Here is a 23,930-nt window from a genome sequence, read left to right as displayed (position 1 = left end):
TTCTGTGTTTCGGGAGTTCAATGCAGGACTTGCCGACGTCAGACGACGTCATCCAATCCCGTTTCGGCAACGTGGTAGCCGTCCACGCATGTCTCTACGATCAAGCGCAGCATCTGCGCATCGTTGGCGGCGATAGCTGTCCGTACCTGCTTGAGTATGCGCGCCATTTCGATCTCGGACAGACCGCGCTCCTCGGCGCGCATGATCTTCTCATGAGGGGTCGGGAGCATGTTGTCCCCGATCAGCAACTCTTCGTAGAGCTTCTCACCGGGGCGCAGGCCGACCGTCTGGATTTCGATGTCGCCATGCGGATGCTCGTCGTCCTTAACACTCAGCCCCGTAAGTTCGACCATGCGCCGAGCCAAATCACTGATGTTCACAGGGGCCCCCATGTCCAGCACGAAAACATCACCGCCGGTCGCGTAAGCCCCTGCCAGCAACACCAAACGCGCGGCCTCGGAAATGGTCATGAAATAGCGCGTGATCTTCTCGTGGGTCAGGGTGATGGGACCCCCGGCGGCTATCTGGCTTTGAAACAGCGGGATCACCGAGCCGGACGACCCCAACACGTTGCCGAACCGAACCATGGCGAACTTCGTCCCCTTGGAGCGCGTTTGCAGATCCTGAATGGCAAGTTCTGCAAGCCGCTTGCTGGCGCCCATGATGTTGGTGGGGCGCACCGCCTTGTCGGTCGAAACCAGAATGAAGCGCTCGACGCCCGCCTGTTGCGCCGCCTCGGCTGTGGTTAGCGTGCCAAACAGGTTGTTGCGCAACCCTTCGATTTCGTTCTCTTCGACCAGCGGGACATGCTTGTAGGCCGCCGCAAAGAGAACGATATCAATTTCAGATTCCCGCATGATATGGGACATGCGTTCCCGATCACAAACAGACCCTAACCGCGTCACCAGCTCCACACCGTTCGCGTCGGCAAGCTGCTTGAGTTCGCGCGAGATCGTGTAGAGGGCATATTCGGAGTGGTCCAACAGTGTCAGACGCTGCGGTCCGCACAGGATGATCTGCCGACACAGTTCCGACCCGATGGAGCCACCCGCGCCGGTAATCAGAATTCGTCGCCCGGCATAGGCGCGGGCAACTTCCGGTGTTTCCAGATCCACCTTGTCGCGCCCCAGCAGTCGGTCTGGCGTGACGGGTCGCAGGTTCGAAGCAAGCCCCGTGCCCTCGACCAGTTCGCTGTAGGTCGGCAGGGCGTGTACCTCACATCCCAGTTCCGACAGCTCTTGGGTGATACGCCGCATCTTCGGCTCACTCACGGATGGCATCGCCAGCAAGACGCGCTTTATATCACCACGTTTCACCATCGCCTCCAGATGCGCACGGGAGCAGACGCTCATGCCCGAGACCGTCATTGTTTGAAGCGTGACATTGTCGTCGACGAACGTGATCGGGCGCATCTGCAAATCCTGGCGAAGCGCCGCCAGAAGCTGCACGCCTGCCGTGCCTGCGCCGTATATCGCTACGGGAAGCCTGCCGACCCCACCATTAGAGCGCCGCACCAGCAGGTTACGCCCCAGCGTCCGGATTCCCAGATGGAGAAGGAGGAAAATCGGGCCAGTCAGCAACGCCACCGCATGAGGGATGTCGAGGCCCAGAATGAAGGTAGTCGCAAATGTCAGGCCAACAATCGACAGGGCGGCGATCGCTCCGCGCCGCATGTCATGAAGTTCAAACGCCATCAGTTTGATACGGTTCAAACCAATGCGCAGGAAGACGGGCACAGCTACTATCGGGATCACGATAAAGAGCGGCAGCGCCGACCATAGCAGAGCGCTGGGCGATACCGTGTCGAACATCAAAGCAAGCGCAATCAATAAGCTGACGGGAACCAGAAACACGTCTATCGCAAGCAGAATGTGGTGTTTCGCCGACCGCGGTAAATGAACAAGATAATCAAGCATTCAAGTTGGCTCCCACCTCTGCGCTTCCCTGAAATCGGGGCAGGACACTCTTTTCGCGTGAGGATACAGAGCAATAGCGCCAATTTCGCCCGAGACGCAACTGACGCTACTGGATGTTTGTGGGGAAACGGCGGCTTTCTGCTGCATTATCGCTTGCCTCTATTAACTTCACGCCCGTAACTCACAAGATATAGGGACCGTGAGTTCGTCAGCACCAATCAGCCGGATGCGCTTAAGAGCCGGTGCGGCACGCACATGGCAGCAGGCAAGGTAGCAAGCCGGATATTAAGATTGTGTTAACCCACGTCGGAAGGCTTCAATTTCGTCCGTGGGCGCAAAACCCTAGCCGGGGGACATGCCCCGCAGGCGCTCGGAACGGCGACGCAGTATCTCCAGAACGAACAGCAGCGCGACCGAAACGGTGATCAGGATCGTTGCCACGGCCAGAATGGTCGGGCTGATCTGTTCACGCAGGCCGGTGAACATCTGCCACGGCAGCGTTTTCTGTCCGGCAGAGCCGACGAACAGCACCACCACCACCTCGTCAAACGAGGTGATGAACGCAAACAACCCGCCGGAGACAACACCCGGCAGGATCAACGGCATCTGGACGCGGAAGAAGGTCGTGACCGGCCCCGCTCCCATATTCGCCGCCGCGCGGGTCAGGGACTGGTCGAAGCCCACAAGGGTTGCAGTGACGGTGATGATAACAAAGGGAATCCCCAAGGCCGCATGCGCCAGAACCACGCCCCAGTAAGTGCCGGTCAACGTGAAGGGCAGCTCGACCTTGCCGAAGAACGGGATCGGAATGTACGGGTTGGAGTAGAAGAAATACATACCTGTCGCGGAAATAATCAGTGGCACGATCATCGGGGAGATCAGCACCGCCATGATCGCCCGCCGGAACGGCACGTGGCTTTGCGACAGGCCGATGGCGGCCAAGGTCCCCAAGGACACCGACAACAACGTCGCGACCGGCGCAATCTTAAGCGAGTTGCGCAGCGCAAGTTGCCAGTCGGAATCGGTGAAGAAGTCCCTGTAGTGCTTGGTCGAGTAGCCAGCGGGGTCAAACGCCAGCATTTCCGGCGTGAAGGTAAAGAAGTTCTGGGCGTTGAACGACAGCGGGATGATGACCAGAATCGGGGCGATCAGAAAGAAGAAGATCAGCCCACAGATCACCCGAAAGCTGTAATACCAGACCCGCTGGCCCGTCGATGCATATGGTGGCAATCCGGCCATGTCTCAGCCCCCCAGCTTCACGTTGTCGATACCGACGATCCGGTCGTAGACCCAATACAGGATCAGAACGACCGCCAGCAGAATAGACCCAAGCGCCGCTGCCAGACCCCAGTTCAACGAGAACGAGATGTGGTAGGCGATCCGGTTCGAGATGAAGACGCCCTTGGTCCCGCCCACCAGTTCCGGCGTGATGTAGTAGCCGATCGACAGTATGAACACGAGGATGCAGCCCGCGCCAATTCCGGGGACTGACTGCGGGAAATAGACCCGCCAGAACGCCGTCCAGTCCGTCGCGCCAAGCGACTTGGCCGCGCGCAGGTAGCTTGGCGGGATGGTTTTCATCACCGAGTAGAGCGGCAGGATCATGAACGGCAGCAGGATATGCGTCATTGCGATAATCGTGCCGGTCTGATTGTTAATCAACTGTAGCCGATCCCCGTCTGCAACAAGACCGATCCAGACCAAGGTGTCGTTGATAACGCCTTGCTGTTGCAGCAGCACCTTCCAGGCCGAGGTTCGCACAAGCAATGACGTCCAGAAGGGAAGCAATACAAGGATCATCAGCAGGTTTGAGGTTCGGTCAGGAAGGTTCGCCAACAGCCATGCAATCGGGTAGCCCAGCAACACGCACATCCCCATAATCGACAGCGACATGATCATCGTGCGGATGAACAGGACTACGTAGATGCGCTCGCTCTCAGGTCGGGCTTCGGCGCCGTCGGGGCCCTTCTGCAAGTCGACGGAATTCAGGAAATAGCCGTTGGTGTACTTGGGGGAATAAATCTTGATCGTTTGCCAGACGTTCGGGTCCAGCCAGTCCTTGTCGATCTCGACAAACTGCTCGCGTAGCGACACCGGTTCAACGCCCGACAAGTCCACAGCGACAGGCGGCTCGGCGCCTGTCATCACGTCGTTATACAAAGCAGTGTAGACGAAATCCCAAGGCTCTTCCTCGGCTGGAACGTCGTTGTCGACCTCGACGATCATTTTCGCCCATCCGTCATAGGCATCGGCTGTGCGCGGCAGCGCATCGCGCAGGGCGTCGTCGTCCATCCACTCGGCCCATTGGGCCGCGTCGGCGTAAGCTGGGCTCGCATCGCGGAAGGCGTCGGCATAGACGTCCGTGTCGAACCGCTTCACACGGCGGCCCGTCTTGCGGAACAGGGATGAAACGCCGGTAAGCTCATAGTTCAGGCGGCTGCCCAATCGGGTGTGGGATTTATATTCGGTTGCCAGCGCCATATCGGTGTAGAGCGCCTGGAACACCGCCTCGTCAGGAGTTTCGCCACTGGCGCTGTCCCAAGCGTCTAGCGCCTCGACGGTGCGCGGCAATGTATCCGACACGATGTCGTTCTCGACCGAGCGGAACAGCATGTCGGCGATGGGCATCACGAAAGACACCAGAATGAATATCAGCAAGGGGGCGATCAGAGCCAGCGCCCGCAGTTTTTGCCTGCGCAACGCGCGGTTGAGCGATGCCTTTAGCGGTCGTCCGTCTGCTGCCAATACTTCTGTCACGTGATACGCCCCGGTCTTGGAAAGTGTTTGGGGCGCAACACATGGCCGCGCCCCAAAATCGGTTGATTACTTCGACAACCAAGCCTGGAATTTTGCATCCAGATCGTCGCGGTAATCGGCCCACCATTCGTAGTTATACAGGAAGGTGTTTTTGGCGTTTTCCGGGTCGGTCGGCATGTGTGGTGCCATCTCGATCCCCAGATCGGCGTGTTGACCAACCAGAGGCGCAGAAGACGCACGGGCCGGGCCGTAAGCGATATACTTGGACTGATCCGCCAGACGTTGCGTATCCGTCGCGAACTTCACGTAGTCCAACGCACGCGCTTTGCGCTCTTCCGGCAAACCGGCGGGGATGATCCAGCCGTCAAGGTCGAACACCTGAGCGTCCCACAGCATGGCGACGGGCTGATCTTGCTCTTCGATCAGGCTGAACAGACGACCGTTATAGGTGGAGCCCATGACGACTTCGCCGTCAGCCAGAAGCTGTGGCGTGTCGGCGCCGGCGGTCCACCAGATCACGTCATCCTTGATGGTGTCGAGCTTGGCAAACGCCTGTGTCTGACCTTCTTCGGTCTCCAGCACGTCGTACACTTCATCCTTGGCAACGCCGTCACACAGCAGCGCCCATTCCATGTTGTTGATCGGACGCTTCTCCAGCGAGCGTTTGCCGGGATATGCGTCGGTGTCGAAGATCGCGCAGATGTCGGTCGGCGGGGTGTCCCCCACCAGATCCGTGCGGTAGCCCACGGTCGTGGAGTAAACGATCTGCGGAATAAAGCAGTCGGACACCAACAGATCGCCGAAGTCTTCAGACGCGGTGGAGCCGTCATCGCCAGCGGCAAGCATCTCGTCGTGGTCAATTTCCATCGCCAGACCTTCGTCGCAAAGGCGGATCGCGTCAGAAGCGACCACGTCGACGACATCCCACGTCACGTTGCCCGCTTCGTTCATCGCACGCAGCTTGGCCACCGCTTCAGCGGAGCTTTCGTCGTTGATGATGTTGACGCCTGTGTTTTCCATATAGGGGTCGTGATAGGCCTTCTGCTGCGAGTTGGAGTAAGCGCCGCCCCAGCTGACAATCGTCATCTCGTTGACCATATGCCCGTCCGCGAACGCCATGGATGCGGTCAGCGTCAGGCAAGATGTGGCCATCAGTTTCATTGTGGTTTTCATGTATTTCTCCCAGTGTTCGCCCGGAATGTGTCGAGAGGCGGGGCGGTCCGGGCGACCATCCCGCCCTGTTCATCAGGCGTCGAGCGCCCGGCAATCCTCGGCCAGCCAGCCGATCTCGATGATCTCGCCCGGTTTAAGGCGGGTTTGGTCAGGCGCATTGCGTGTCTTGATGATGAATTCGTCCGTGCCAGCAACCCGCAATCGCGTGCGGAAGATGTCGCCCATGTAAATGAACTCCAGCACTTCGGCCTTCAGCGTGTGGGCGTCGTCGTGCAAACGGTCGCGGTTGAACTCAACTCGTTCGGGGCGGATGGACACCTTGGTGCGCTCCCCGACTTTGGTGACGTTGACCGGCACCGCGTCAATGATTTCGCCGCTGTCGAGCTTCACGATACAGGTGTTGCCCTTGATCTCCTCAATGACGCCATCAAGCGTGTTATTCTCACCGATGAACTGCGCGACGAAGCTGTTTTGCGGCTTCTCGTAAAGCTCGTCCGGTGGGGCAAGCTGCTGGATACGCCCGTCATCAAACACCGCGACGCGGTCTGACATGGTCAGCGCTTCGGTCTGGTCGTGGGTGACGTAAACCGTGGTGATGCCCAGATCATGCGCAAGGTTGGTAATCTCGAACTGCAAGGTTTCGCGAAGCTGCTTGTCCAACGCACCCAACGGCTCGTCCATCAAGACCAGTTCCGGCTCGAACACCAGCGCACGCGCTAGGGCGATGCGCTGTTGCTGACCACCCGAAAGCTGTGCCGGACGGCGACCGGCGAAATCGCCCATCTGCACCATATCGAGCGCGCGTTTCACCTTTTGCTCCCGGTCGGACTTGCCGATCTTGCGGACCTCCAACGGAAACGACAGGTTTTCTGCCACAGTCATATGCGGGAACAAGGCGTAGTTCTGGAACACCATCCCAATGCCGCGCTTATGCGGGGGGATGTTGTTGATAGACACGCCATCAAGCAAAATGTCACCGTGGGTGGCAGTCTCGAAACCCGCCAGCATCATCAGGCAGGTCGTTTTGCCGGACCCCGATGGGCCAAGCATGGTCAAAAATTCGCCCTTGGGCATCGACAGGTTGAGATCTTTCACAACCAGATTTTCGCCATCGTAACTTTTTTGAACACGTTCAAACGCTACGAACGCAGGCGCTGCATCCAACATATATTCCAGTTCCTCCCAACGGACCACTCACGCTTATGATGCGCGATGTCGTCATGTTGCGCTAATCCTGTGCGTTCCTCGCGCAGAACACAACCGAATTTCTGAGGACGATCCACATGGACCGCCCTCGGTCGTGTTTTTCTAGCCGACGACGTTGAAATCGGGGCCATAAGGGTAGCCAGTGATGTTCTCGTTACCGTCCTCGGTGATGACCAGAATGTCGTGTTCGCGATATCCGCCAGCCCCCGGCTGACCTTCGGGAATCGTCAACATCGGCTCCATCGAGATCACCATGCCCGGCTCCAGCACCGTGTCGATGTCCTCGCGCAACTCCAGCCCCGCCTCGCGGCCATAATAATGCGACAGCACCCCGAACGAGTGACCGTAGCCAAACGTCCGGTATTGCAGCAGGTCACGCTCCGCAAAGAACGCGTTGATCTTCTCGGTCACCTCGGCACAGCTTGCACCGGGCTTGAGCAGACTCATCCCGTACTCATGCGCACCGACATTGGCCTCCCAGATTTTCAGGCTGGCTGCGTCGACTTCCTCCACGAACAGGGTCCGCTCCAAAGCCGTGTAGTAGCCCGAGATCATCGGGAAGGTATTGAGGCTCAGGATATCCCCCCGCTCCAGCTTGCGCGAGGTCACGGGGTTATGGGCCCCGTCGGTGTTGATACCCGACTGGAACCAAACCCAGGTGTCGCGATACTCGGCATCCGGAAAACGCTTGGCGATTTCCAGCTCCATCGCGTCACGGCCTGCCATGGCGACGTCAATTTCCCGCACACCGGCCTTGATTGCATCCTTGATCGCATAGCCGCCGACATCAGCCACATTCGCACCCGCGCGGATCAGTTCGATCTCGGCGGCGGATTTGTGCATCCGTTGAAGCATGGTGGCGGGGGCAATGTCCTTGGTGGCTTTGGGCTTGAGGAATTCATCCAGCAGCGCCTTTTGCGCCACGCTGATGTGGTCGCCTTCGTACCCAACGGTTTTGCCAGTGCCGGTGACGCTTTCAATCGCGCGCCAGTAGTTGTTCCGTTGCCAGTCGGTATAGGTGATGTTGTCGCCATATCCGCGCCGCCAAGGCTGCGCCGCGTCGATCCCCGCGCTGAAGGTCACGTTGGCGTCAGCCGTCACGACCAGCGCGTAGGCCCGTCCGAACGAACAATAGAGAAAGCCGGAATAATACGCGATGTTGTGCATGGAGGTGAACACGCAGGCATCGACCCCCTCTGCCTTCATAGTGGCGCGAAGTTTGCCCAGACGCGCTTCGTACTCTGCGTTTGGAAATGGCAGAGTCTTCTCGCCTTGGTGGAAACGGTAAAACTGTGGACGGTCCATGAAATCACTCCTTCGCTCCGCAATCACGGGCTGAAGGATCTGAACCTTCCCCCCCGTAGCAACGGACAAGCAAGATCCCGGCGTTCAGGATTTAAGATGACGGGCACGCATCACTGCCTTGACGACGCCATCGTCGGCCCAGTGGCGGGAAAATGCCTCATCAATGCCCGCTCTGGCAAGAATAATCTGCACCCGGCGCTTACACGTTTTGAAAAAGTGGTGAGCCCTGATGGGTTCGAACCATCGACCTACTGATTAAAAGTCAGTTGCTCTACCAACTGAGCTAAGGGCCCACTTTGGTGCTATCTATGAAGGTCGCCCCATGGGGTCAACCCCCAAATCCAAGTGAATCTGCACCATGTCTTCCATTGAGCCCGCGCCGGGGTTATATCGCGCCCCATGCAACTTGCAGATGCCTCCCTCGGCCTGCCCTTCATGAAAATGCACGGGCTGGGCAATGACTTCGTGGTTATTGACCAGCGGGGCAATGATACCCGTGTGTCGGCGACGCTCGCCCGCGCTCTTGGGGACCGACATCGCGGCGTGGGATTCGACCAGCTTGCCGTGCTCGATGACGTGGCAGACGCCGATATCGGCCTGACTTTTTTCAATTCCGACGGCTCCATGGCCGGCGCTTGTGGCAACGCAACGCGCTGCGTCGCGCGATTCGAGATGGCACGGCGGGGAATCACCTCCCTGAAGCTGAAAACCGAACGCGGACTGTTGCAGGCTGAAGATGCGGGTGATGGCCTGACCCGTGTTAACATGGGTGCGCCGCTGCTGGATTGGGCCGATGTGCCTCTCGCCCGCGAAATGGACACGCTGGAGCTGCCTATTGACGGCAAGCCCACTGCCACGGGCATGGGCAACCCGCATTGCACCTTCTTCGTGGAAGACGCGGACGCCGTCGACCTCGCCACATTCGGCCCCGCGCATGAGCATCACGCGCTTTTCCCTGAGCGCACCAATGTGCAAGTCGCGCATCTGGTCGGTAAAAACCACCTGCGCATGCGCGTTTGGGAGCGCGCCGTCGGCGTGACGCTGGCCTCCGGCTCCTCCTCCTGCGCAACCGCCGTGGCCGCAGCCCGTCGCGGTTTGACCGGCCGCCAGGTGCGTATCGACCTTGACGGCGGCCGCATCGACATCGACTGGCGCGAAGACGGCGTCTGGATGACCGGCCCCACGGCGCATGTGTTCTCAGGCCACCTGACGCCCGAATTTCTGGCCGCGCTATGAAGCCACCAATTTTCTCCACCCATGGGTGCCGCCTTAACGCCTACGAGACCGAGGCGATGCGCGACCTGACACAAGGTCAGGACAATTTGGTCGTGGTGAACACCTGCGCGGTGACTGCCGAGGCCGTGCGCAAAGCCCGTCAGGACATCCGCAAACTGCGCCGCGAGAACCCGAACGCCCGCCTTGTCGTCACCGGCTGCGCCGCGCAAACCGAGCCGGAAACATTCTCTAACATGGCCGAAGTCGACAATGTCATCGGCAATACCGAGAAGATGAACCGCACCACATGGGGATTCCTGCCCGACACCGAAAAGGTGCAGGTCGACGACATCATGAGCGTCGAGGAAACCGCCGGTCACCTGATCGACGGCTTCGGCACCCGCGCCCGCGCCTATGTGCAGGTGCAAAACGGCTGCGATCACCGCTGCACCTTCTGCATCATCCCCTACGGTCGCGGCAATTCGCGTTCCGTTCCAGCAGGCGTGGTTGTCGACCAAATCAAACGCCTGGTCGACAAAGGCTACAACGAGGTGGTGCTCACCGGCGTCGATCTCACCTCATGGGGTGCCGATCTTCCCGCCACGCCACAGCTCGGCGATCTGGTGCTACGCATCCTCAAGCTGATCCCTGACCTGCCCCGCCTGCGCATCTCGTCGATCGACAGCATCGAGGTTGACGAGGCTCTGATGCAGGCCATCGCGACAGAGCCACGCCTGATGCCCCACCTGCATCTCAGCCTGCAAGCAGGCGACGACATGATCCTGAAACGCATGAAGCGCCGCCATCTGCGCGACGACGCGATCCGGTTCTGCGAAGACGCCCGCAAGCTGCGCCCCGACATGACCTATGGCGCGGATATTATCGCCGGTTTCCCGACCGAGACGGACGCCATGTTCGAAAACTCGCTCAAGTTGGTAGAGGAGTGCGGCCTGACATGGCTGCACGTCTTCCCCTACTCCGCGCGTCAGGGAACGCCCGCCGCCAAAATGCCCGCCGTCAACGGCAAGGACATCAAGACCCGCGCCGCCCGTCTGCGCGCCGCTGGCGAAGCGCAAGTTCAAAGGCACCTTGCCTCCCGCGTCGGCCACACTCACAACATCCTTATGGAAACCCCGCGCATGGGCCGGACCGAGCAATTCACCGAGACGCTCTTCGACACCGACCAGCCGGTTGGTCAAATTGTCTCCGCCCGTATCCTCGGGGCAGACGGCACCCAACTCCGCGCCTGATGCTTCATCTTGGCGAAAATATTCCCGCCGGAGGCACCCCCGTTCTCTACAGTTTCCGCCGCTGCCCTTACGCAATGCGGGCGCGGCTGGCGATCCATGCGGCAAACGTGACGGTCGAGCATCGCGAAATCCTGCTACGCGACAAAGCACCGGAATTTCTCGAAGCCTCTCCCAAAGGAACGGTGCCCGTGGTCGTCACGCCCGCGAAGGTGATCGAAGAGAGCCTCGACATCATGCTTTGGGCGCTCGGCTTGAGCGATCCCGAAAACTGGCTGCAAGATCGTGACAGCAGCCTTGCCATGATCACCCGCAACGACGGCCCGTTCAAGCAAGCGCTTGACCGCTACAAATACGCCAGCCGACATGATGGTGACCCCGACACATGGCGCGCTGTCGGCGCTGAGGTGCTTGCCGAATACGACTCTATTCTTGCCCAAACACCCCATCTTCTGGGCGATCACCCCCGCCTCGCCGACTTTGCGATCTTCCCGTTCGTGCGCCAGTTCGCCAACACCGACCGTGCGTGGTTCGACGCCCAGCCATGGCCACATCTGCACCGTTGGCTAAACGCGCACCTGACCTCACCACGCTTCGCGGCAATCATGGTAAAATACCCCAAATGGCAGGCCGGTGACGCGCCAACTCTTGTGCCATAGCGCCAATCCCGCCAAGGATAGCACCATGCATCCGAACCCCGCCTTCCGCCAAGACCCGGACAGCCGCAATATCGGCTTCGCCCGTGAGCGCGGATTCGGCACATTGGCAGTCAATGGCGAAGGCGGCCCACTGACCGCTCATATACCCGTCCTCTTGTCCGAAGACGGCAAACAGGCGGAGCTACACCTTGTCCGCTCCAACCCCATCGCACAGGCCTGCAAAGAGCCACTGAAGGCAGCGATCACCGTCACCGGCCCCGACAGCTACATCTCCCCTGACTGGTATGGCGTGGCGGATCAGGTGCCGACATGGAACTACGTCGCAATCCGCATCACGGGCACGCTGCGACCTTTGCCGCAGAACGAACTGCGCCCATTGCTCGACCGCCTGTCCGCGCATTTCGAGACCCATCTGTTGCCCAAGCCGCCATGGACGTCGGCGAAAATGTCCGAAGGCGTCATGGATCGGATGATGCGGCAGATCCAACCGTTTCTATTTGACGTGGACCGAATCGAGGGCACATGGAAGCTGGGCCAGAACAAACCTGACAAGGTCCGTATCGCAGCCGCCGATCACGTTGCGGCTTATGGCATCGGTCAAGACACGCAAACCCTGTCCGCGCTGATGCGCGGCGCGAAACCGGAGACCACCACATGAAGCTCTTTTCCAGCCCGACCTCTCCCTATGTGCGCAAGGTACTCGTGCTGCTGCGCGAGACCGGTCAGCTAGACGATGTCGAGCTGCTGCCTGTAGCTGGCACGCCCCTTGATCCCGACACCATCCCCCGCGATTTGAACCCTTTGGGCAAGATCCCCGCGCTGGCCCTTGATGGTGGACAGCCACTCTATGACAGCCGCGTGATTTGCCGCTATTTCGACACCCGTGCGAATGCTGGTCTATACGGCTCCGGCGACGCGACGTGGCCGTTGCAAACCCTTGAGGCCACCGCCGACGGCATTCTCGATGCCGCCATTTTGATGGTCTACGAGGCCCGCGTGCGCCCCGCTGACAAACAGTTTGCGGATTGGACCGAAGGCCAGTGGCGCAAGATCGACACGGCGCTCAACGCGCTGGAGGCGTCGTGGATGGACACGCTCTCCGCCGACACGCTCAACATCGGCCAGATCGCCACCGGCTGCGCTTTGGCCTATCTCGACCTGCGCCACGCTGACCGCAACTGGCGCGAAGGCCGCCCTGCCCTCACCGATTGGGAGGCCGGTTTCGCCAAGCGCGACAGCATGGTTGCCACCGTCCCGCCCGCTGGCTGACGCGATGGCACGACTGACACGCACGGATGACATTGCCACTTGCCTGGAAATCAGGCGGGTGGTGTTCGTTGAGGGCCAGAACGTCCCCGAGCATGAGGAGGTAGATGGCAAGGACGCCATCTGCCGCCACTACCTTGCCCATGTGAACGACCTGCCCGCCGCAACCGCGCGCGTCATGCCGCTTGGGACAAAGGCAAAGATCCAGCGCGTCGCCGTTCTGGACATCCACCGCGGCACCGGACTGGGCGCAGAACTGATGCGCTTTATCCTGGACGATCTGCAAGACGATTTCGACGAGGCGATCCTCGGCTCCCAAACCCACGCCATCGGGTTTTACGAAAAGCTGGGCTTCAAGGCGTTCGGGCCGGAATACGACGACGCAGGCATCCCGCATCGGGATATGCTGTTGAAACTTGAATAGAATTCCGCTCTACGGGACAAAGTGCGCTTTCGCTACGACTGCGCCAATGGCTGCTTTCAGTCATTCAGTAACGGTCTCTTCGTGGGCGCTACAAACGTATATATATATATCTTGGTATCTGGATTAGGATATCCTTATGCAAGACAAGCGTGGCTCTATCAGCTGCGGAATTATCCAATTTGAACAGTTCGTCTGAGTGGCGCGAGCAGGGTGTTGCAAGCGCAGCGCGCCCTCGGCAGCTTACTTGGGTGTACTGACCTGAGCTACCCCCCCCCGAAATTCGGACACTGACGTAAGCTGCGATTTGTAGTCTGCTGATCTTCAACATGAAGGAGATCAGGAATGTCGACACGGAAGCAACATCGGCCAGAGTTTAAGGCTAAGCTCGCGTTGGAGGCGCTGAAGGGCGAAGAGACGGTCGGCGAACTGGCCAGTCGGTTCGGCGTCCATCCTTCGATGATCCATCAGTGGAAACGGGCCTTGTTGGAAGGCGCGTCCGGTGTTTTTGAGCGTCGCAGCCGGAAGGCATCGGAAGTCGATGAGGAGCAGGTCAAAGACCTGCACGCCAAGATTCGGGAGTTGGCCGTCGCCAACGATTTTTTGGCCAGAAAGCTCAAACCTTGGACCGGCAAGTGAGGCGCAAGATGATTGAGCCGACCCTAAAAGGTCTGTCAGTAAGCAAGCAATGTGCGCTGCTGTCGATCTCGCGGTCATCATTTTACTATGACACCAAGGGCGAAACCGAGATGAACCTGGACCTGATGCGCGTGATTGACAAGCAGTTCCCCGAGACGCCATTCCATGGCGTGCATCAGATGACATGGCATTTGCGGAATGAGGATCATCTCGTGAACGAGAAACGCATACGGCGCTTTATGCGACTGATGGGCCTCATGCCGATTTACCAGAAGCCCACCACCAGCAAGGCAGCGAAGGGCCACAAGACTTACCCTTCGCTGTTGCGTGGCTTGCATGTGGATCGGCCCAATCAAGTTTGGTGCGCCGACATCATCTACCTGCCGATGCGGCGTGGGTTCTTATATTTGGTCGCTATCATGGACTGGCACACGCGCAAGGTGCTGGCGTGGCGTATCTCGAACACGCTGGAAGCCAAGTTCTGTGTTGATGCCTTGAATGAAGCGATCCACAAGTTCGGCCCACCCGAGATCATGAATACGGATCAGGGCAGCCAGTTCATGTCATTTGCCTGGCCCGACCGCCTGCGTGGCTCCGGCATCCGCATCTCAATGGACGGCAAAGTCCGGTTCCTTGACAATATCTTTGTCGAACGACTGTGGCGATCACTGAAATACGAATGCGTTTATCTGCACGCATGGGAGACCGGATCAGAGGCCAAGGCTGGTGTCAGAAAGTGGGTGGACTTTTACAACAACAAACGCCCCCATTCTGGCCTTGGCGGCAAACCACCCGCTGTGATCTATTGGCAGCGAAACGAAACAACCAACCCCGATCAGCAGATGCAAAGAGTAGCTTAAATCAAGCCGGATCGTGTCCAACTATTGGGGAGTAGCTCAGCTGTGCAATGTCTCGCGCAGTGTCGGACGATTTGCATTTCTCGCAGCCGATGCTGCGGGTCGCAGTGTTTGGCAGCACTGGGCCTTTGAAAGGCAAGCTTGGCACTCCAGTTTCAGACTTCGGTATTGGCGCCGCCCGGCCTTGGCCGCATGCTGGGCGAGATCAGAATAATTCCGTCTGGCGTGGCGGAGTTCTTCCCCTCAGGACAGATGTAGCGGCCATGGTATACGCGTAAGGGTTTATGCCGAAGGGTGCAGCTTGTTCGTTTGCAAATCGGAACTCCTGCGCACCACTTGCAAGCTTTCGGTCAGTGCGGGTGTCAGAAACTCCAACACAGCACGAATACGGGCGGTGTGGCGCAGGTCTTCGTGGGTCAACAGCCACAGATCGAGACCGAAAACACCGGGCAATTCGGCAGCGCGGATCAGGTCGGGTTTCAGATCGGCGATGGCGCAGGGGAGCACTGCAAGACCCAGCCCGGCCTTAGCCAGTCGCACTGCGCAGGCCACCGAGTTTGATCGAATGGCCGGACGGATGCCCGGAACGAGCTTTTCGACCTCGCGGGTCAGGGGCGCGTGGGCGCTGTCAAAGCCGATCCAGTCATGGGTTGAGAGATCAGTGTTGGGGTGAGATGCGCAATATTCCGGCGCGCCGTAGACAGCAAAATGTAGCCGCCCGACCCGGCGCCCCACCAGTGTTTCTGGCGGTGTGTTACCGATCCGCAGAGCAAGATCGGTTTCACGGCGCGACAGGTCAAGGGCCTCGTTGCCGACCACGATTTCCACCTCGATGCCCGGATAGCTTTCGCGAAACCGCGCAAGATGATCCGGCAGCAACCAGAAGGCCAACATGTCGATCGCCGTGATCCGCACTGTACCGCTGAGGCGCAGATCCTGTCCAGTGACGGTGCGGTCAAGCGTCGTAACGTCTTCCTCAATGCGCTCGACGATGCCCAGTGTTTCCTCACCCGCAGCGGTCAGCACATAGCCGGTCGGAAGCCTCTCGAACAATCGCACCCCCATCGTTTCCTCAAGCCCGGCAATCCTGCGGAACACCGTGGAATGGTTGACGCCAAGGCTGCGCGCCGCCCCCGAAAGACTTCCCGCGCGGGCCACGGCGAGAAACACCCGCAGGTCGTCCCAATTGGCCAGCTGTGCATTCATGCAATGCTACCTTTCCTTTTTCGGTAATCCCTGTGCGCTGAGTGTGCAGCTATATCGGGCTCAGATGCAATAACATTCACATGAAAGGATCACGTCATGACCAATACGACAATCCGCACGAAACTGCGTAGCGACGAGCTTTCCTGTCCGTCCTGTGTTCCCAAGATCGAAAGCGCTTTGATGGCATTGCCCGGCGTGGAAAAGGCCGAGGTAAAGTTCGCCACCGGTCGGATCGAGGTCGACCATGACCCCGCGCTCACCGATGTGGCCGCCTTGGTTAAATCCATCGCCAAGTCCGGCTACACCGCCAAACCATCGGCGTTCTAAATCCCCAGCATATTCCCGCTTCCATTGGGTGGCGGGGCTTCTCCATGAAAGGAGGCAGCTCATGTTTTCCGGTCTCATCGATATCTTCAGACATCCCGTCAGTCGGCGCAAATGGCTGACCATCGCCAGTGGTCTGTTCATCACCGTGGCGCTTGTCGCGTGGTATGGCTTTGCTCTGGCTGGCCCTTGGGCGCCGCTGATGACCATTGCCGCGGCTCTCGCCGGTTATGATATTGCGCTGCGGGCCTGGGGTTCGCTGCGCTTACGTCAGCTGAGCATTGAATTGCTGGTGATTGTGGCCGCGATTGGTGCGCTGTTCATCAACAACCACTGGGAATCAGCCGCCGTTACCTTCCTGTTCATGCTGGGCGCATGGCTGGAAAGCCGCACCATGAGCCGCACGCGTGGCGCGCTGAAAGCGCTTATCGATGCGGCACCGGTGACAGCCACTGTGCTGCGGGATGGCGATACTATCCAGGTCGCCGCGGATGAGGTGGGTTTGGGAGAAACTGTTCTGGTCAGGGCCGGTGAGCGCCTGCCGGTCGACGGCGAGGTGATCGAAGGCAATGCTGCGGTCAACGAGGCCTCCATCACCGGCGAACCGATCCCGGCGGAGAAATCACTTGGATCAAAGGTATTCGCCGGAACACTGGCCGAAAACGGTCTGCTGCATCTGCGCGCCACCGGCGTTGGCAGCGACACCACATTGGCGCGGATCATCACCCGTGTTGAAGAGGCGCAAGAGGCCAAGGCACCGGCCCAGCGGATGATTGAAAACTTCGGGCGCTGGTATACGCCCGGCGTGTTCGTGATGGCGATCATCAGCTACATCGTCACGCGCAACGCCGAACTGGCACTGACGCTGCTTGTGGTCAGCTGCCCCGGCGCGCTGGTCATCTCGACCCCTGTATCGGTGATTGCAGGGATCGGGCGTGCGGCCCGCGCCGGTATCCTGATCAAGGGCGGCGAGCATCTGGAGAACGCCGGACGCATCACCGCTTTGGCGCTGGACAAAACCGGCACGCTGACCGAAGGCCAGCCGCGCCTTGCCGAAATCGTGGCGCTGAAAGGCCAGAGCGAGGCCGATGTCCTGCTCTGGGCCGGCATCGCCGAGACAGGATCGACCCACCCGCTGGGTCGCCCGATCATCGAGGCCGCGCGCAAGCAGGGCCCTCTGCCCACGGCTGACTCATTGGAAGAGATCGCCGGTATGGGCCTGATCGCGCGTCATGACGGCCACGACATCGCCGTCGGCAGCCACCGCCTGTTCGATCATCTCAAGATCGACTTCAACGCCGCGGCCAAAGAGGGCATTGCCCGCCTGCACGGGCTGGGTCACACGGTGGTGATCGTGGCGCGCAACGGCGAAGTTGTGGGTCTGCTGGGACTGGCAGACATGCCGCGCACCAGTGCCAAGCCCATGATCGACCGGTTGCACGCGCTTGGAGTTCACCGTGTCGTCATGCTGACCGGTGACCAACGCCCCGCAGCCGAAGCGATTGCCAAGGCCGTCGGGGTAGATGAGGTGCATGCAGGCATGATGCCCGACGACAAACTGAACCGTATTCAGGCGATGCGCGCCGAGGGCCTGCATGTGGCAATGGTCGGCGACGGTATCAACGACGCACCGGCCCTCGCAGCGGCTGATATCAGCATCGCCATGGGCGCAAGCGGCAGTGATATTGCCATTGAGACGGCGGATATCGCGCTGATGACCGACGATCTCGGCAAGATCGCCGAGGCCATGGAAATCGCGCGCGCCACCTTGGCCAACATGCGCCAGAACCTTGTGATTGCGGTTCTGACCGTGATCGGGCTGCTGTTCGGGGTCTATACCGGCACCGTTCACATGGCGGGTGGCATGTTGGTTCACCAGCTGTCGGTGCTGATCGTGATCCTTAACGCCATGCGCCTGTTGCGTGTGCCCAAGGCCACCAAAGCCAGAGCGGCTGCGCAGACTGCTGAACGCGCCGCTGCATAGGGGTGCTGGCATAAACAACGCAGAACCCGCGCCTTAACGGTGCGGGTTCTTGTGATAAGACAGAGAGCAACCGACGCGGGTAGTATGCTTGCCGGAATTTCGCAATGAGAGGTGCCAAGATGACTATCCAAGACCGTCAGGAATGGGGCGATGTTCTAGACTTCTGGTTTCCCGAAGGGCGCTCTCTGAGTGTGGATACACAGGCGCACCATGCGCATTGGCGCTGGCGCATGCAGGGCGGCGCGGATGACGAAATCACGGCGCAATTCTCAGAGTTGACCGCAATGGCGGCGCAGGGCGATCTTGAACATTGGGCGCGAGAGCCCCATGGACGGCTGGCGTTGATCGTTCTCCTTGATCAGTTCTCCCGCTCTGTCTGGCGCGATGATGCGCGCGCCTTTGCGCAGGACCCACATGCCGTATCGCTGGTAACCGAGGGCCTTTTGAACGGTCATTATGCGTCTCTGGAAACACCTTGGTTCCAGATTGTATTTGGCCTGCCATTGGGCCATTGCGAAGGCCCCGATCATTTGCAGCGTATCGACAAGTTGATCAACCTGCGCCAAGACATCGCCGCAGTTGCACCGGCCCCACTGCGGGATATCTATTTCTCTCTGGTCACCCAAGCCCGCGACGTTCGCAAAGTCATTGCCGCGTTCGGGCGGCATCCGCATCGCAATAAAATCCTGAACCGCAAATCGACCACCGCAGAAGAAGCATATATCGCCGAAGGTCAGTTCCCCCATACCAAGGCGTTTCAGTAAAGTGCGACCGCAGCCAATGCCACGCAAAGCTTCAGCCCGACATATTCATGGACCGCCGGAACAGTGCGAGGCTTGCCAGAAAAAATGCCATACCCAGCCCCGCCATGAGCGACAGTACGAGCCAGACGGCGCTGGCTCCTGCTCCGCGAAACACTACCGCTTTGGCGAAAGCCAGAAAATGGCGTGAGGGGAGCACCGTCGTGAGGCGCTGCACGATGTGGGGCTGGCTCTCAACGGCACCCATGCCGCCCGACAGCATGATGATGGGTATTATCACCATGATCACCAACAGCGCAAATTGCGCCATGCTGCGCGCCATTGTGCCCAGAAACATGCCAATCGCGGCTGCGGCGGCCAGATAGACTGCCGTTCCCGCCAAAAGCAGCGGCACGGAGCCCGACACGGGAACCTGCAACAATTCCTGGACGACAAAGGTCAGCGACAGCGTGAAGGCGGCCAGAACGACCACGACATTTGCCAACACCTTGGACAGCGCGATTTCAAACGGCGTGAGCGGCATCACCATCAGATGTTCGATCGTGCCTTGTTCGCGCTCGCGCAGCATTGCTGCACCGGTCAGCGCGATGGTCAGCAAGGAGAGCTGATTAAGCAGGGACGACATTGCCTTGAACCAGACCGGATTGCCATTCGGATTGAAGGCGCGGCGCAGTTCCAGCTGTATGGCGGGTTCGGGTGCATCGGGGCTACCTGACAAAAACGCGCGGGTCTCAGAGGTCAGGATATTGACGAGATAGTCGGTGCCAAGCTGCGCCTGACTGACCGCTGTTGCATCCACGTCAAGCTGCGCCGCTGGCGAAAGGCCCCTGAGCACATCCGCCTCGAACCCCGGTGGGAAGCTGAGCACAAACATGATCCGACCGGCATCCATTTCCGTGGCCATCTGATCGGCTGCAATCATCACCGGCGGCTGGAACCATGGCGGGCCAAGCGCGCCGGTCAACTGCCGTGTGAGGGTTGAATTATCCTCATCCAGAATGGCAATCGCGGCGTTATAGACCGTGTCGCCCGCGCCGCTTGCCTCAAGCACGACGGCGACGACAAAGGACCACAGGATCAGGATCACCATCACCGGATCACCCAGCACGCTTTTCAGCTCTTTCCCCGCAAGCCAGAAGATGTTTGTCAGCTGCCGCATGGTCAGCGCTCCTGCTTGCGAAGGGCCAGCACGGCCAGCAACGTCAGAATCGGCCCGAAGGCGGCGAGGCGCAGCAGGTGGCCCGCAAGCTCTGACAGGCCCAAGCCCTTGGTAAAGGTCCCGACACTGATCCCCATGTACCACGTGGTTGGCCAGAACGTGCCCATGATCTGCGCGGCCCCTTCCAGCGACGACACAGGTGTCATCATGCCGGAAAATTGCAGCGTCGGCATAACCGACAGGATCGCCGCCGCAAAGACAGCCGTGACTTGGGTTTTCGTCAGCATCGACACGACCAGCCCATAGCCCGTCGCCGCCACCGCATAGAGCAACGCGCCCAGCACCAGTGTCATCGGATCGCCCTTGAGCGGCACACCCAGCACCGTGACCACAAGTGCCGTCAGGATCACAAAGTTCAACAGGGTAATACCGATATAAACCAATTGCTTTCCGATCAGGAACTCGGCGCGGCTGGTGGGGGTGACGTAGAAGTTCGTGATCGTGCCGATCTCTTTCTCACGCGCTACGCTGACCGCCATCAGGATCGCGGGGAACAGCAACAATAAAAGCGGCGGGATCGACGGGCCGATCGCGGGCAGGCTTTCCATCGCGGGGTTATAGTGAAAACGCGGGATCAATTGCGCGGGCGGGGCCGCGTTCGGGGTGCGCGGCGTGGCCAGATCGGCCAGCGCCAGTGCCGATTGCGCACCCTCGGACAGAACATGCGCATGTGCGCCTTTGACATAACTTTCCACTGTGCCGGCACGATTTGTGTCGGAACCGTCGATCAGCCCGGCAATTTCGGAAGTTTCACCGCGGCGCAGGGATTTCCCGAAACCCGGCGGCAACTGCAACGCCAACGCGAGCTCGCCACTTTCCATCCGGCGCTCCAGCTCAACCGCGTCGGAAATGGGCGGCGCTTGCAGGAACCAGGCCGAGTCTTCAAAACCCGACAGATAGGCGCGGCTTTCGGGGCTGCGATCCTGATCGAATGCCGCGAAGGGGATGTTGCGCACCTCCTGGGAGATGCCGAAAGACATGATCAGCAACAAGAGCGCGCTGCCGACAAAGGAAAACACCAGCCGCACCGGATCGCGGCGCACCTGCATCGCCTCGCGCGAGGTATAGGCCAAGAGCCGTTGCAGGCTGAAACGCGGCGCGCCGGTGTCTGCCTCTGGCGCGTCGGCGCTGGTCAGCATGCCCTCTTCCATCGGCGCGTCGGCTGCCGAGGCGTCAAGCATATAGGCGATGAAGGCGTCTTCCAGCGTCTCGACCCCGCGCTTGGCAATCAACGCCTTGGGGGCGTCCGATACCAGAACCTTGCCCGCATGCATCAGTGAAATCCGGTCGCAGCGCATCCCTTCATCCATGAAGTGCGTCGAGATGAAAATCGTCACCCCGTCGCGATGCGCCAATTCCAGCAGCATGTCCCAAAACATATCGCGCGCCTGTGGATCGACGCCGGAAGTCGGTTCGTCAAGTATCAGGATATCGGGACCATGGAGGACCGCAACCGCCAGCGACAAGCGCTGGCGTACCCCCAGCGGCAGCGAAGCAGCCCCTTGATCAAGGTAGGGTTCAAGGCCAAAGCGCGGCACCAGTTCCGCCAGCCGCTGCGCGGTCAAGGTCCGGCCCAGATGATAAAGCCGCGCATGCAAAAGCAGGTTTTCACGCACCGACAGTTCGCCATAAAGCGAGAAGGATTGCGACATGAAACCGACCCGATGGCGTGTGTCCAGATTCTGCGCATCGACCGGCTGGCCGAAGATCCACGCCTCGCCTTCGGTCGCCTCGGTCAGTCCGGTCAGCATTTTCATCGTCGTGGTCTTGCCGCAGCCGTTCGAGCCCAGAAAGCCGAAAATTTCGCCACGCGCGATTTCGAAGCTGACGGAATCCACGGCGGTGAAATCACCGAACCGCTTGGTCAAACCCTCGGCGCGAATGGCGGGCGGCCCCGTTTCTATTTCGGCTTTGGGTGCTGGTTTTTCAGGCGCTGGTTCTTGCGCACTGTCACCGCCCAGTAAGGCCACATAGGCTGCCTCGACCGTGGGCTTTCCGGTTCGCTCCATCAGATCGGCGGGGCTGCCGGTCGCCAGGATGCGCCCGCCCTCCATTGCCACCAGATGGCCAAACCGCGCCGCCTCTTCCATGTAGGCGGTAGACACCAGCACGCTCATCTCGGGGCGATCGGCGCGGATTGTGTCGATCAAATCCCAGAACTGACGCCGCGAAAGGGGGTCAACCCCGGTTGTTGGTTCGTCTAGAAGCAGGAAATCAGGGTCATGGATCAGTGACGCACAAAGCCCCAATTTCTGCTTCATCCCCCCCGATAGCTTGCCAGCGGGCCGGTCCATGAACGTTGAAAGGCCGGTAGCACGGGTCAGGCGAGCGATCCGCGTCGCGCGTTCGGCCTTGCCCAGCCCGAAGAGTTTGCCGAAAAAATCCAGATTCTCCTGAATGCTCAGATCGTGATAAAGGTTGCGGCCCAACCCCTGCGGCATGAAGGCGATCCGCCGCCCCGCATCGGCCCGATGCCGCGCAGAGGTCATGGCGCCCCCAAGGGTTTCGACATGCCCGGTCTGCAACTTCTTGGCACCCGCGATCAGCGCCATCAATGTCGATTTGCCCACTCCGTCCGGCCCGATCAACCCGACCATCTGGCCAGCGGGCAAGTCCAGCGTGACATCGTCCAGCGCCAGAACCTTGCCGTAGCGGTGGCTTACCTGTTGCACGGTTGCCGCCAATGGTTTTGGGGCATCGGGCAAGACATCCAAGTGGGTCATTGCGAGGCTGCACCTTCGGCATCAGTCGGGGTGCCATCAAGCGGCACCGGCAAGCCGGTGGCCACTGGCGGGGTCAGTCCTTCGGGCCAATCCGGCACCGTGCCGTCCTGCCCGACCAGCCGTACCCACGCCACGCCCCGCACACCGGTTTTTACCTGAGTGAGCCGTGCCGAAATCAGGTCAGCCGGAATGCGCACACGAATACGGAACATCAGGCTTTCGCGCTCTTCAATGGTCTCGACCTGCTTTGGCGTGAATTGTGCTTGAGGTGCTACAAAACTGACCGTGGCAGGGATTGAGACATCGGGTCTGATATCGACCACAATGCGTGCCTCGTCACCCAGCCGAACCCGCGGAGCGGCGCTGGCAGGCAGAAAGAACTCCATGTAGATCTCGCCAAGGCTGACCAGTGTCAGCACCTTGCCGCCGCTGCCGATCACCTCGCCGGGCTGGGCAAGCCGGTAGAGGACGCGCCCCGCCGCAGGTGCGTAAAGCGCACTATCGGCGATCCGCGCCTCGATTTCGCGAAGGGCCGCATTTTCGGCGTCTACCGCGCGCTGTTGAGCGACGACACCCGCGCGCGCTGCGGCAAGACCTGCCTCGGCCAATTGCGCCTCGGTGCGCCTGATTTCCAATTCCTCATCCGACACTATGCCGCGTGTGCTTAGCGTTTCCGCCCTAGCCAATTCGCTTTGGGAGAGCGCAAGCCTTGCGTCGGCCTGTGTCACGCCAGCTTCGGCAACCGTCACGGCCGCTTGCGAACTTGCCACAGCGGCCTGGGCGCGCATTTGTTGCGCTTCAAGCTCGCTCGTATCCATGACAGCAAGCAGATCACCGGGTTGCACCAGATCGCCTTCGCGCACGGTGATTTCGGCGACACGTCCGGTCAGGCGCGTCGAAATGTCGACCAGATCCGCCTCTATCCGGCCATTGCCGCGCGCAAACCCTTCGGGCGGCAGATCATTTGGTGCCAGCAGCACCTTCCAGGCAGAAAAGCCCAAAAACGCCGCCAGCACCGCTAATACAAGACCTATGGACAGTTTTCGTGACAT

19 protein-coding genes, 1 tRNA gene and 1 pseudogene are annotated in these 23,930 nt (G+C 59.9%); 10 read left to right on the top strand and 11 right to left on the bottom strand.

What is annotated here, in order from left to right:
- Positions 1–38: 38 nt before the first annotated feature.
- The 7 genes from THALAR_RS16955 to THALAR_RS16925 all read right to left on the bottom strand — a co-directional run bounded on the left by THALAR_RS16955 (position 39) and on the right by THALAR_RS16925 (position 8,650).
- The gene (locus tag THALAR_RS16955) at positions 39–1,916 is read right to left on the bottom strand and encodes a polysaccharide biosynthesis protein (protein WP_021102832.1); all 1,878 of its coding nucleotides are present in this window, start codon (positions 1,914–1,916) and stop codon (positions 39–41) included.
- Positions 1,917–2,258: 342 nt separating this feature from the next.
- Positions 2,259–3,155 carry an ABC transporter permease gene (locus tag THALAR_RS16950; RefSeq protein WP_021102831.1) on the bottom strand — a complete coding sequence of 299 codons (897 nt, stop codon included), beginning with the start codon at positions 3,153–3,155 and terminating at the stop codon, positions 2,259–2,261.
- A gap of 3 nt (positions 3,156–3,158) precedes the next feature.
- Complete coding sequence (locus THALAR_RS16945; protein WP_021102830.1) at positions 3,159–4,673, bottom strand: ABC transporter permease; 1,515 nt, start codon at positions 4,671–4,673, stop codon at positions 3,159–3,161.
- A 66-nt stretch (positions 4,674–4,739) separates the two neighbouring features.
- The gene (locus THALAR_RS16940; protein WP_021102829.1) at positions 4,740–5,846 is read right to left on the bottom strand and encodes an extracellular solute-binding protein; all 1,107 of its coding nucleotides are present in this window, start codon (positions 5,844–5,846) and stop codon (positions 4,740–4,742) included.
- A gap of 72 nt (positions 5,847–5,918) precedes the next feature.
- Entirely contained in the window at positions 5,919–7,013 is a 1,095-nt protein-coding gene (locus tag THALAR_RS16935) for an ABC transporter ATP-binding protein (RefSeq protein ID WP_021102828.1), read from the bottom strand.
- Between the two features lie 141 nt (positions 7,014–7,154).
- Entirely contained in the window at positions 7,155–8,357 is a 1,203-nt protein-coding gene (locus THALAR_RS16930; protein ID WP_021102827.1) for a M24 family metallopeptidase, read from the bottom strand.
- 217 nt (positions 8,358–8,574) lie between these two features.
- A tRNA-Lys gene (locus THALAR_RS16925) sits at positions 8,575–8,650 on the bottom strand.
- A gap of 106 nt (positions 8,651–8,756) precedes the next feature.
- Between THALAR_RS16925 and dapF the strand changes: the two genes are divergently transcribed.
- The 7 genes and pseudogenes from dapF to THALAR_RS16885 all read left to right on the top strand — a co-directional run bounded on the left by dapF (position 8,757) and on the right by THALAR_RS16885 (position 14,664).
- Complete coding sequence (gene dapF, locus THALAR_RS16920; protein ID WP_021102826.1) at positions 8,757–9,593, top strand: diaminopimelate epimerase; 837 nt, start codon at positions 8,757–8,759, stop codon at positions 9,591–9,593.
- Positions 9,590–10,822 (top strand): tRNA (N(6)-L-threonylcarbamoyladenosine(37)-C(2))-methylthiotransferase MtaB, encoded by a 1,233-nt coding sequence (gene mtaB, locus THALAR_RS16915; protein ID WP_021102825.1) that lies wholly within the window; start codon positions 9,590–9,592, stop codon positions 10,820–10,822. The genes dapF and mtaB overlap by 4 nt, the downstream gene beginning before the upstream one ends.
- Positions 10,822–11,478, top strand: coding sequence for a glutathione S-transferase (locus THALAR_RS16910; protein ID WP_021102824.1), 657 nt, complete (start codon positions 10,822–10,824; stop codon positions 11,476–11,478). Before mtaB ends, THALAR_RS16910 begins: the two co-directional genes overlap by 1 nt.
- 25 nt (positions 11,479–11,503) lie before the next feature.
- On the top strand, positions 11,504–12,136 hold the full coding sequence (locus THALAR_RS16905) for an FMN-binding negative transcriptional regulator (protein ID WP_021102823.1): 633 nt from the start codon (positions 11,504–11,506) through the stop codon (positions 12,134–12,136).
- Positions 12,133–12,747 (top strand): glutathione S-transferase N-terminal domain-containing protein, encoded by a 615-nt coding sequence (locus THALAR_RS16900; protein ID WP_021102822.1) that lies wholly within the window; start codon positions 12,133–12,135, stop codon positions 12,745–12,747. The genes THALAR_RS16905 and THALAR_RS16900 overlap by 4 nt, the downstream gene beginning before the upstream one ends.
- A gap of 4 nt (positions 12,748–12,751) precedes the next feature.
- Positions 12,752–13,168, top strand: coding sequence for a GNAT family N-acetyltransferase (locus THALAR_RS16895; RefSeq protein ID WP_021102821.1), 417 nt, complete (start codon positions 12,752–12,754; stop codon positions 13,166–13,168).
- Between the two features lie 342 nt (positions 13,169–13,510).
- Positions 13,511–14,664 (top strand): annotated as a pseudogene (locus THALAR_RS16885) (IS3 family transposase).
- A 279-nt stretch (positions 14,665–14,943) separates the two neighbouring features.
- Here the strand turns inward: THALAR_RS16885 and THALAR_RS16880 are convergent.
- Entirely contained in the window at positions 14,944–15,867 is a 924-nt protein-coding gene (locus tag THALAR_RS16880) for a LysR family transcriptional regulator (RefSeq protein ID WP_021102817.1), read from the bottom strand.
- Positions 15,868–15,963: 96 nt separating this feature from the next.
- Between THALAR_RS16880 and THALAR_RS16875 the strand changes: the two genes are divergently transcribed.
- The 3 genes from THALAR_RS16875 (at position 15,964) to THALAR_RS16865 (ending at position 18,939) form a co-directional block, all read left to right on the top strand.
- Positions 15,964–16,194, top strand: coding sequence for a heavy-metal-associated domain-containing protein (locus THALAR_RS16875; protein ID WP_021102816.1), 231 nt, complete (start codon positions 15,964–15,966; stop codon positions 16,192–16,194).
- 61 nt (positions 16,195–16,255) lie between these two features.
- Positions 16,256–18,175, top strand: a complete 1,920-nt coding sequence (locus THALAR_RS16870; RefSeq protein WP_021102815.1) for a heavy metal translocating P-type ATPase — start codon at positions 16,256–16,258, stop codon at positions 18,173–18,175.
- A gap of 119 nt (positions 18,176–18,294) precedes the next feature.
- Positions 18,295–18,939, top strand: a complete 645-nt coding sequence (locus THALAR_RS16865) for a DUF924 family protein (protein ID WP_021102814.1) — start codon at positions 18,295–18,297, stop codon at positions 18,937–18,939.
- A 31-nt stretch (positions 18,940–18,970) separates the two neighbouring features.
- Here THALAR_RS16865 and THALAR_RS16860 read toward each other — a convergent pair whose 3' ends face one another.
- Genes THALAR_RS16860 through THALAR_RS16850 form a run of 3 tightly spaced genes read right to left on the bottom strand, consistent with a single transcriptional unit; the run spans position 18,971 to position 23,930 of the window.
- Positions 18,971–20,095 carry an ABC transporter permease gene (locus THALAR_RS16860; RefSeq protein WP_021102813.1) on the bottom strand — a complete coding sequence of 375 codons (1,125 nt, stop codon included), beginning with the start codon at positions 20,093–20,095 and terminating at the stop codon, positions 18,971–18,973.
- A gap of 2 nt (positions 20,096–20,097) precedes the next feature.
- Positions 20,098–22,878, bottom strand: a complete 2,781-nt coding sequence (rbbA, locus tag THALAR_RS16855; protein WP_021102812.1) for a ribosome-associated ATPase/putative transporter RbbA — start codon at positions 22,876–22,878, stop codon at positions 20,098–20,100.
- Positions 22,875–23,930: an HlyD family secretion protein gene (locus tag THALAR_RS16850; protein ID WP_021102811.1), complete on the bottom strand. Its 1,056-nt coding sequence runs from the start codon at positions 23,928–23,930 to the stop codon at positions 22,875–22,877. Before THALAR_RS16850 ends, rbbA begins: the two co-directional genes overlap by 4 nt.

Source organism: Litoreibacter arenae DSM 19593 (assembly GCF_000442275.2).
Lineage (GTDB): Bacteria > Pseudomonadota > Alphaproteobacteria > Rhodobacterales > Rhodobacteraceae > Litoreibacter > Litoreibacter arenae.
This window is presented reverse-complemented; position numbering and strand designations above follow the sequence as displayed.

Coding starts and splice junctions, on each gene's coding strand:
- THALAR_RS16875 (WP_021102816.1), top strand. CDS start 15,964: ATGACCAATACGACAATCCGCACGAAACTGCGTAGCGACGAGCTTTCC.
- THALAR_RS16950 (WP_021102831.1), bottom strand. CDS start 3,155: ATGGCCGGATTGCCACCATATGCATCGACGGGCCAGCGGGTCTGGTAT.
- THALAR_RS16935 (WP_021102828.1), bottom strand. CDS start 7,013: ATGTTGGATGCAGCGCCTGCGTTCGTAGCGTTTGAACGTGTTCAAAAA.
- THALAR_RS16955 (WP_021102832.1), bottom strand. CDS start 1,916: ATGCTTGATTATCTTGTTCATTTACCGCGGTCGGCGAAACACCACATT.
- THALAR_RS16880 (WP_021102817.1), bottom strand. CDS start 15,867: ATGAATGCACAGCTGGCCAATTGGGACGACCTGCGGGTGTTTCTCGCC.
- THALAR_RS16865 (WP_021102814.1), top strand. CDS start 18,295: ATGACTATCCAAGACCGTCAGGAATGGGGCGATGTTCTAGACTTCTGG.
- THALAR_RS16850 (WP_021102811.1), bottom strand. CDS start 23,930: ATGTCACGAAAACTGTCCATAGGTCTTGTATTAGCGGTGCTGGCGGCG.
- dapF (WP_021102826.1), top strand. CDS start 8,757: ATGCAACTTGCAGATGCCTCCCTCGGCCTGCCCTTCATGAAAATGCAC.
- rbbA (WP_021102812.1), bottom strand. CDS start 22,878: ATGACCCACTTGGATGTCTTGCCCGATGCCCCAAAACCATTGGCGGCA.
- THALAR_RS16930 (WP_021102827.1), bottom strand. CDS start 8,357: ATGGACCGTCCACAGTTTTACCGTTTCCACCAAGGCGAGAAGACTCTG.
- THALAR_RS16900 (WP_021102822.1), top strand. CDS start 12,133: ATGAAGCTCTTTTCCAGCCCGACCTCTCCCTATGTGCGCAAGGTACTC.
- THALAR_RS16870 (WP_021102815.1), top strand. CDS start 16,256: ATGTTTTCCGGTCTCATCGATATCTTCAGACATCCCGTCAGTCGGCGC.
- THALAR_RS16905 (WP_021102823.1), top strand. CDS start 11,504: ATGCATCCGAACCCCGCCTTCCGCCAAGACCCGGACAGCCGCAATATC.
- THALAR_RS16895 (WP_021102821.1), top strand. CDS start 12,752: ATGGCACGACTGACACGCACGGATGACATTGCCACTTGCCTGGAAATC.
- THALAR_RS16910 (WP_021102824.1), top strand. CDS start 10,822: ATGCTTCATCTTGGCGAAAATATTCCCGCCGGAGGCACCCCCGTTCTC.
- THALAR_RS16860 (WP_021102813.1), bottom strand. CDS start 20,095: ATGCGGCAGCTGACAAACATCTTCTGGCTTGCGGGGAAAGAGCTGAAA.
- mtaB (WP_021102825.1), top strand. CDS start 9,590: ATGAAGCCACCAATTTTCTCCACCCATGGGTGCCGCCTTAACGCCTAC.
- THALAR_RS16940 (WP_021102829.1), bottom strand. CDS start 5,846: ATGAAAACCACAATGAAACTGATGGCCACATCTTGCCTGACGCTGACC.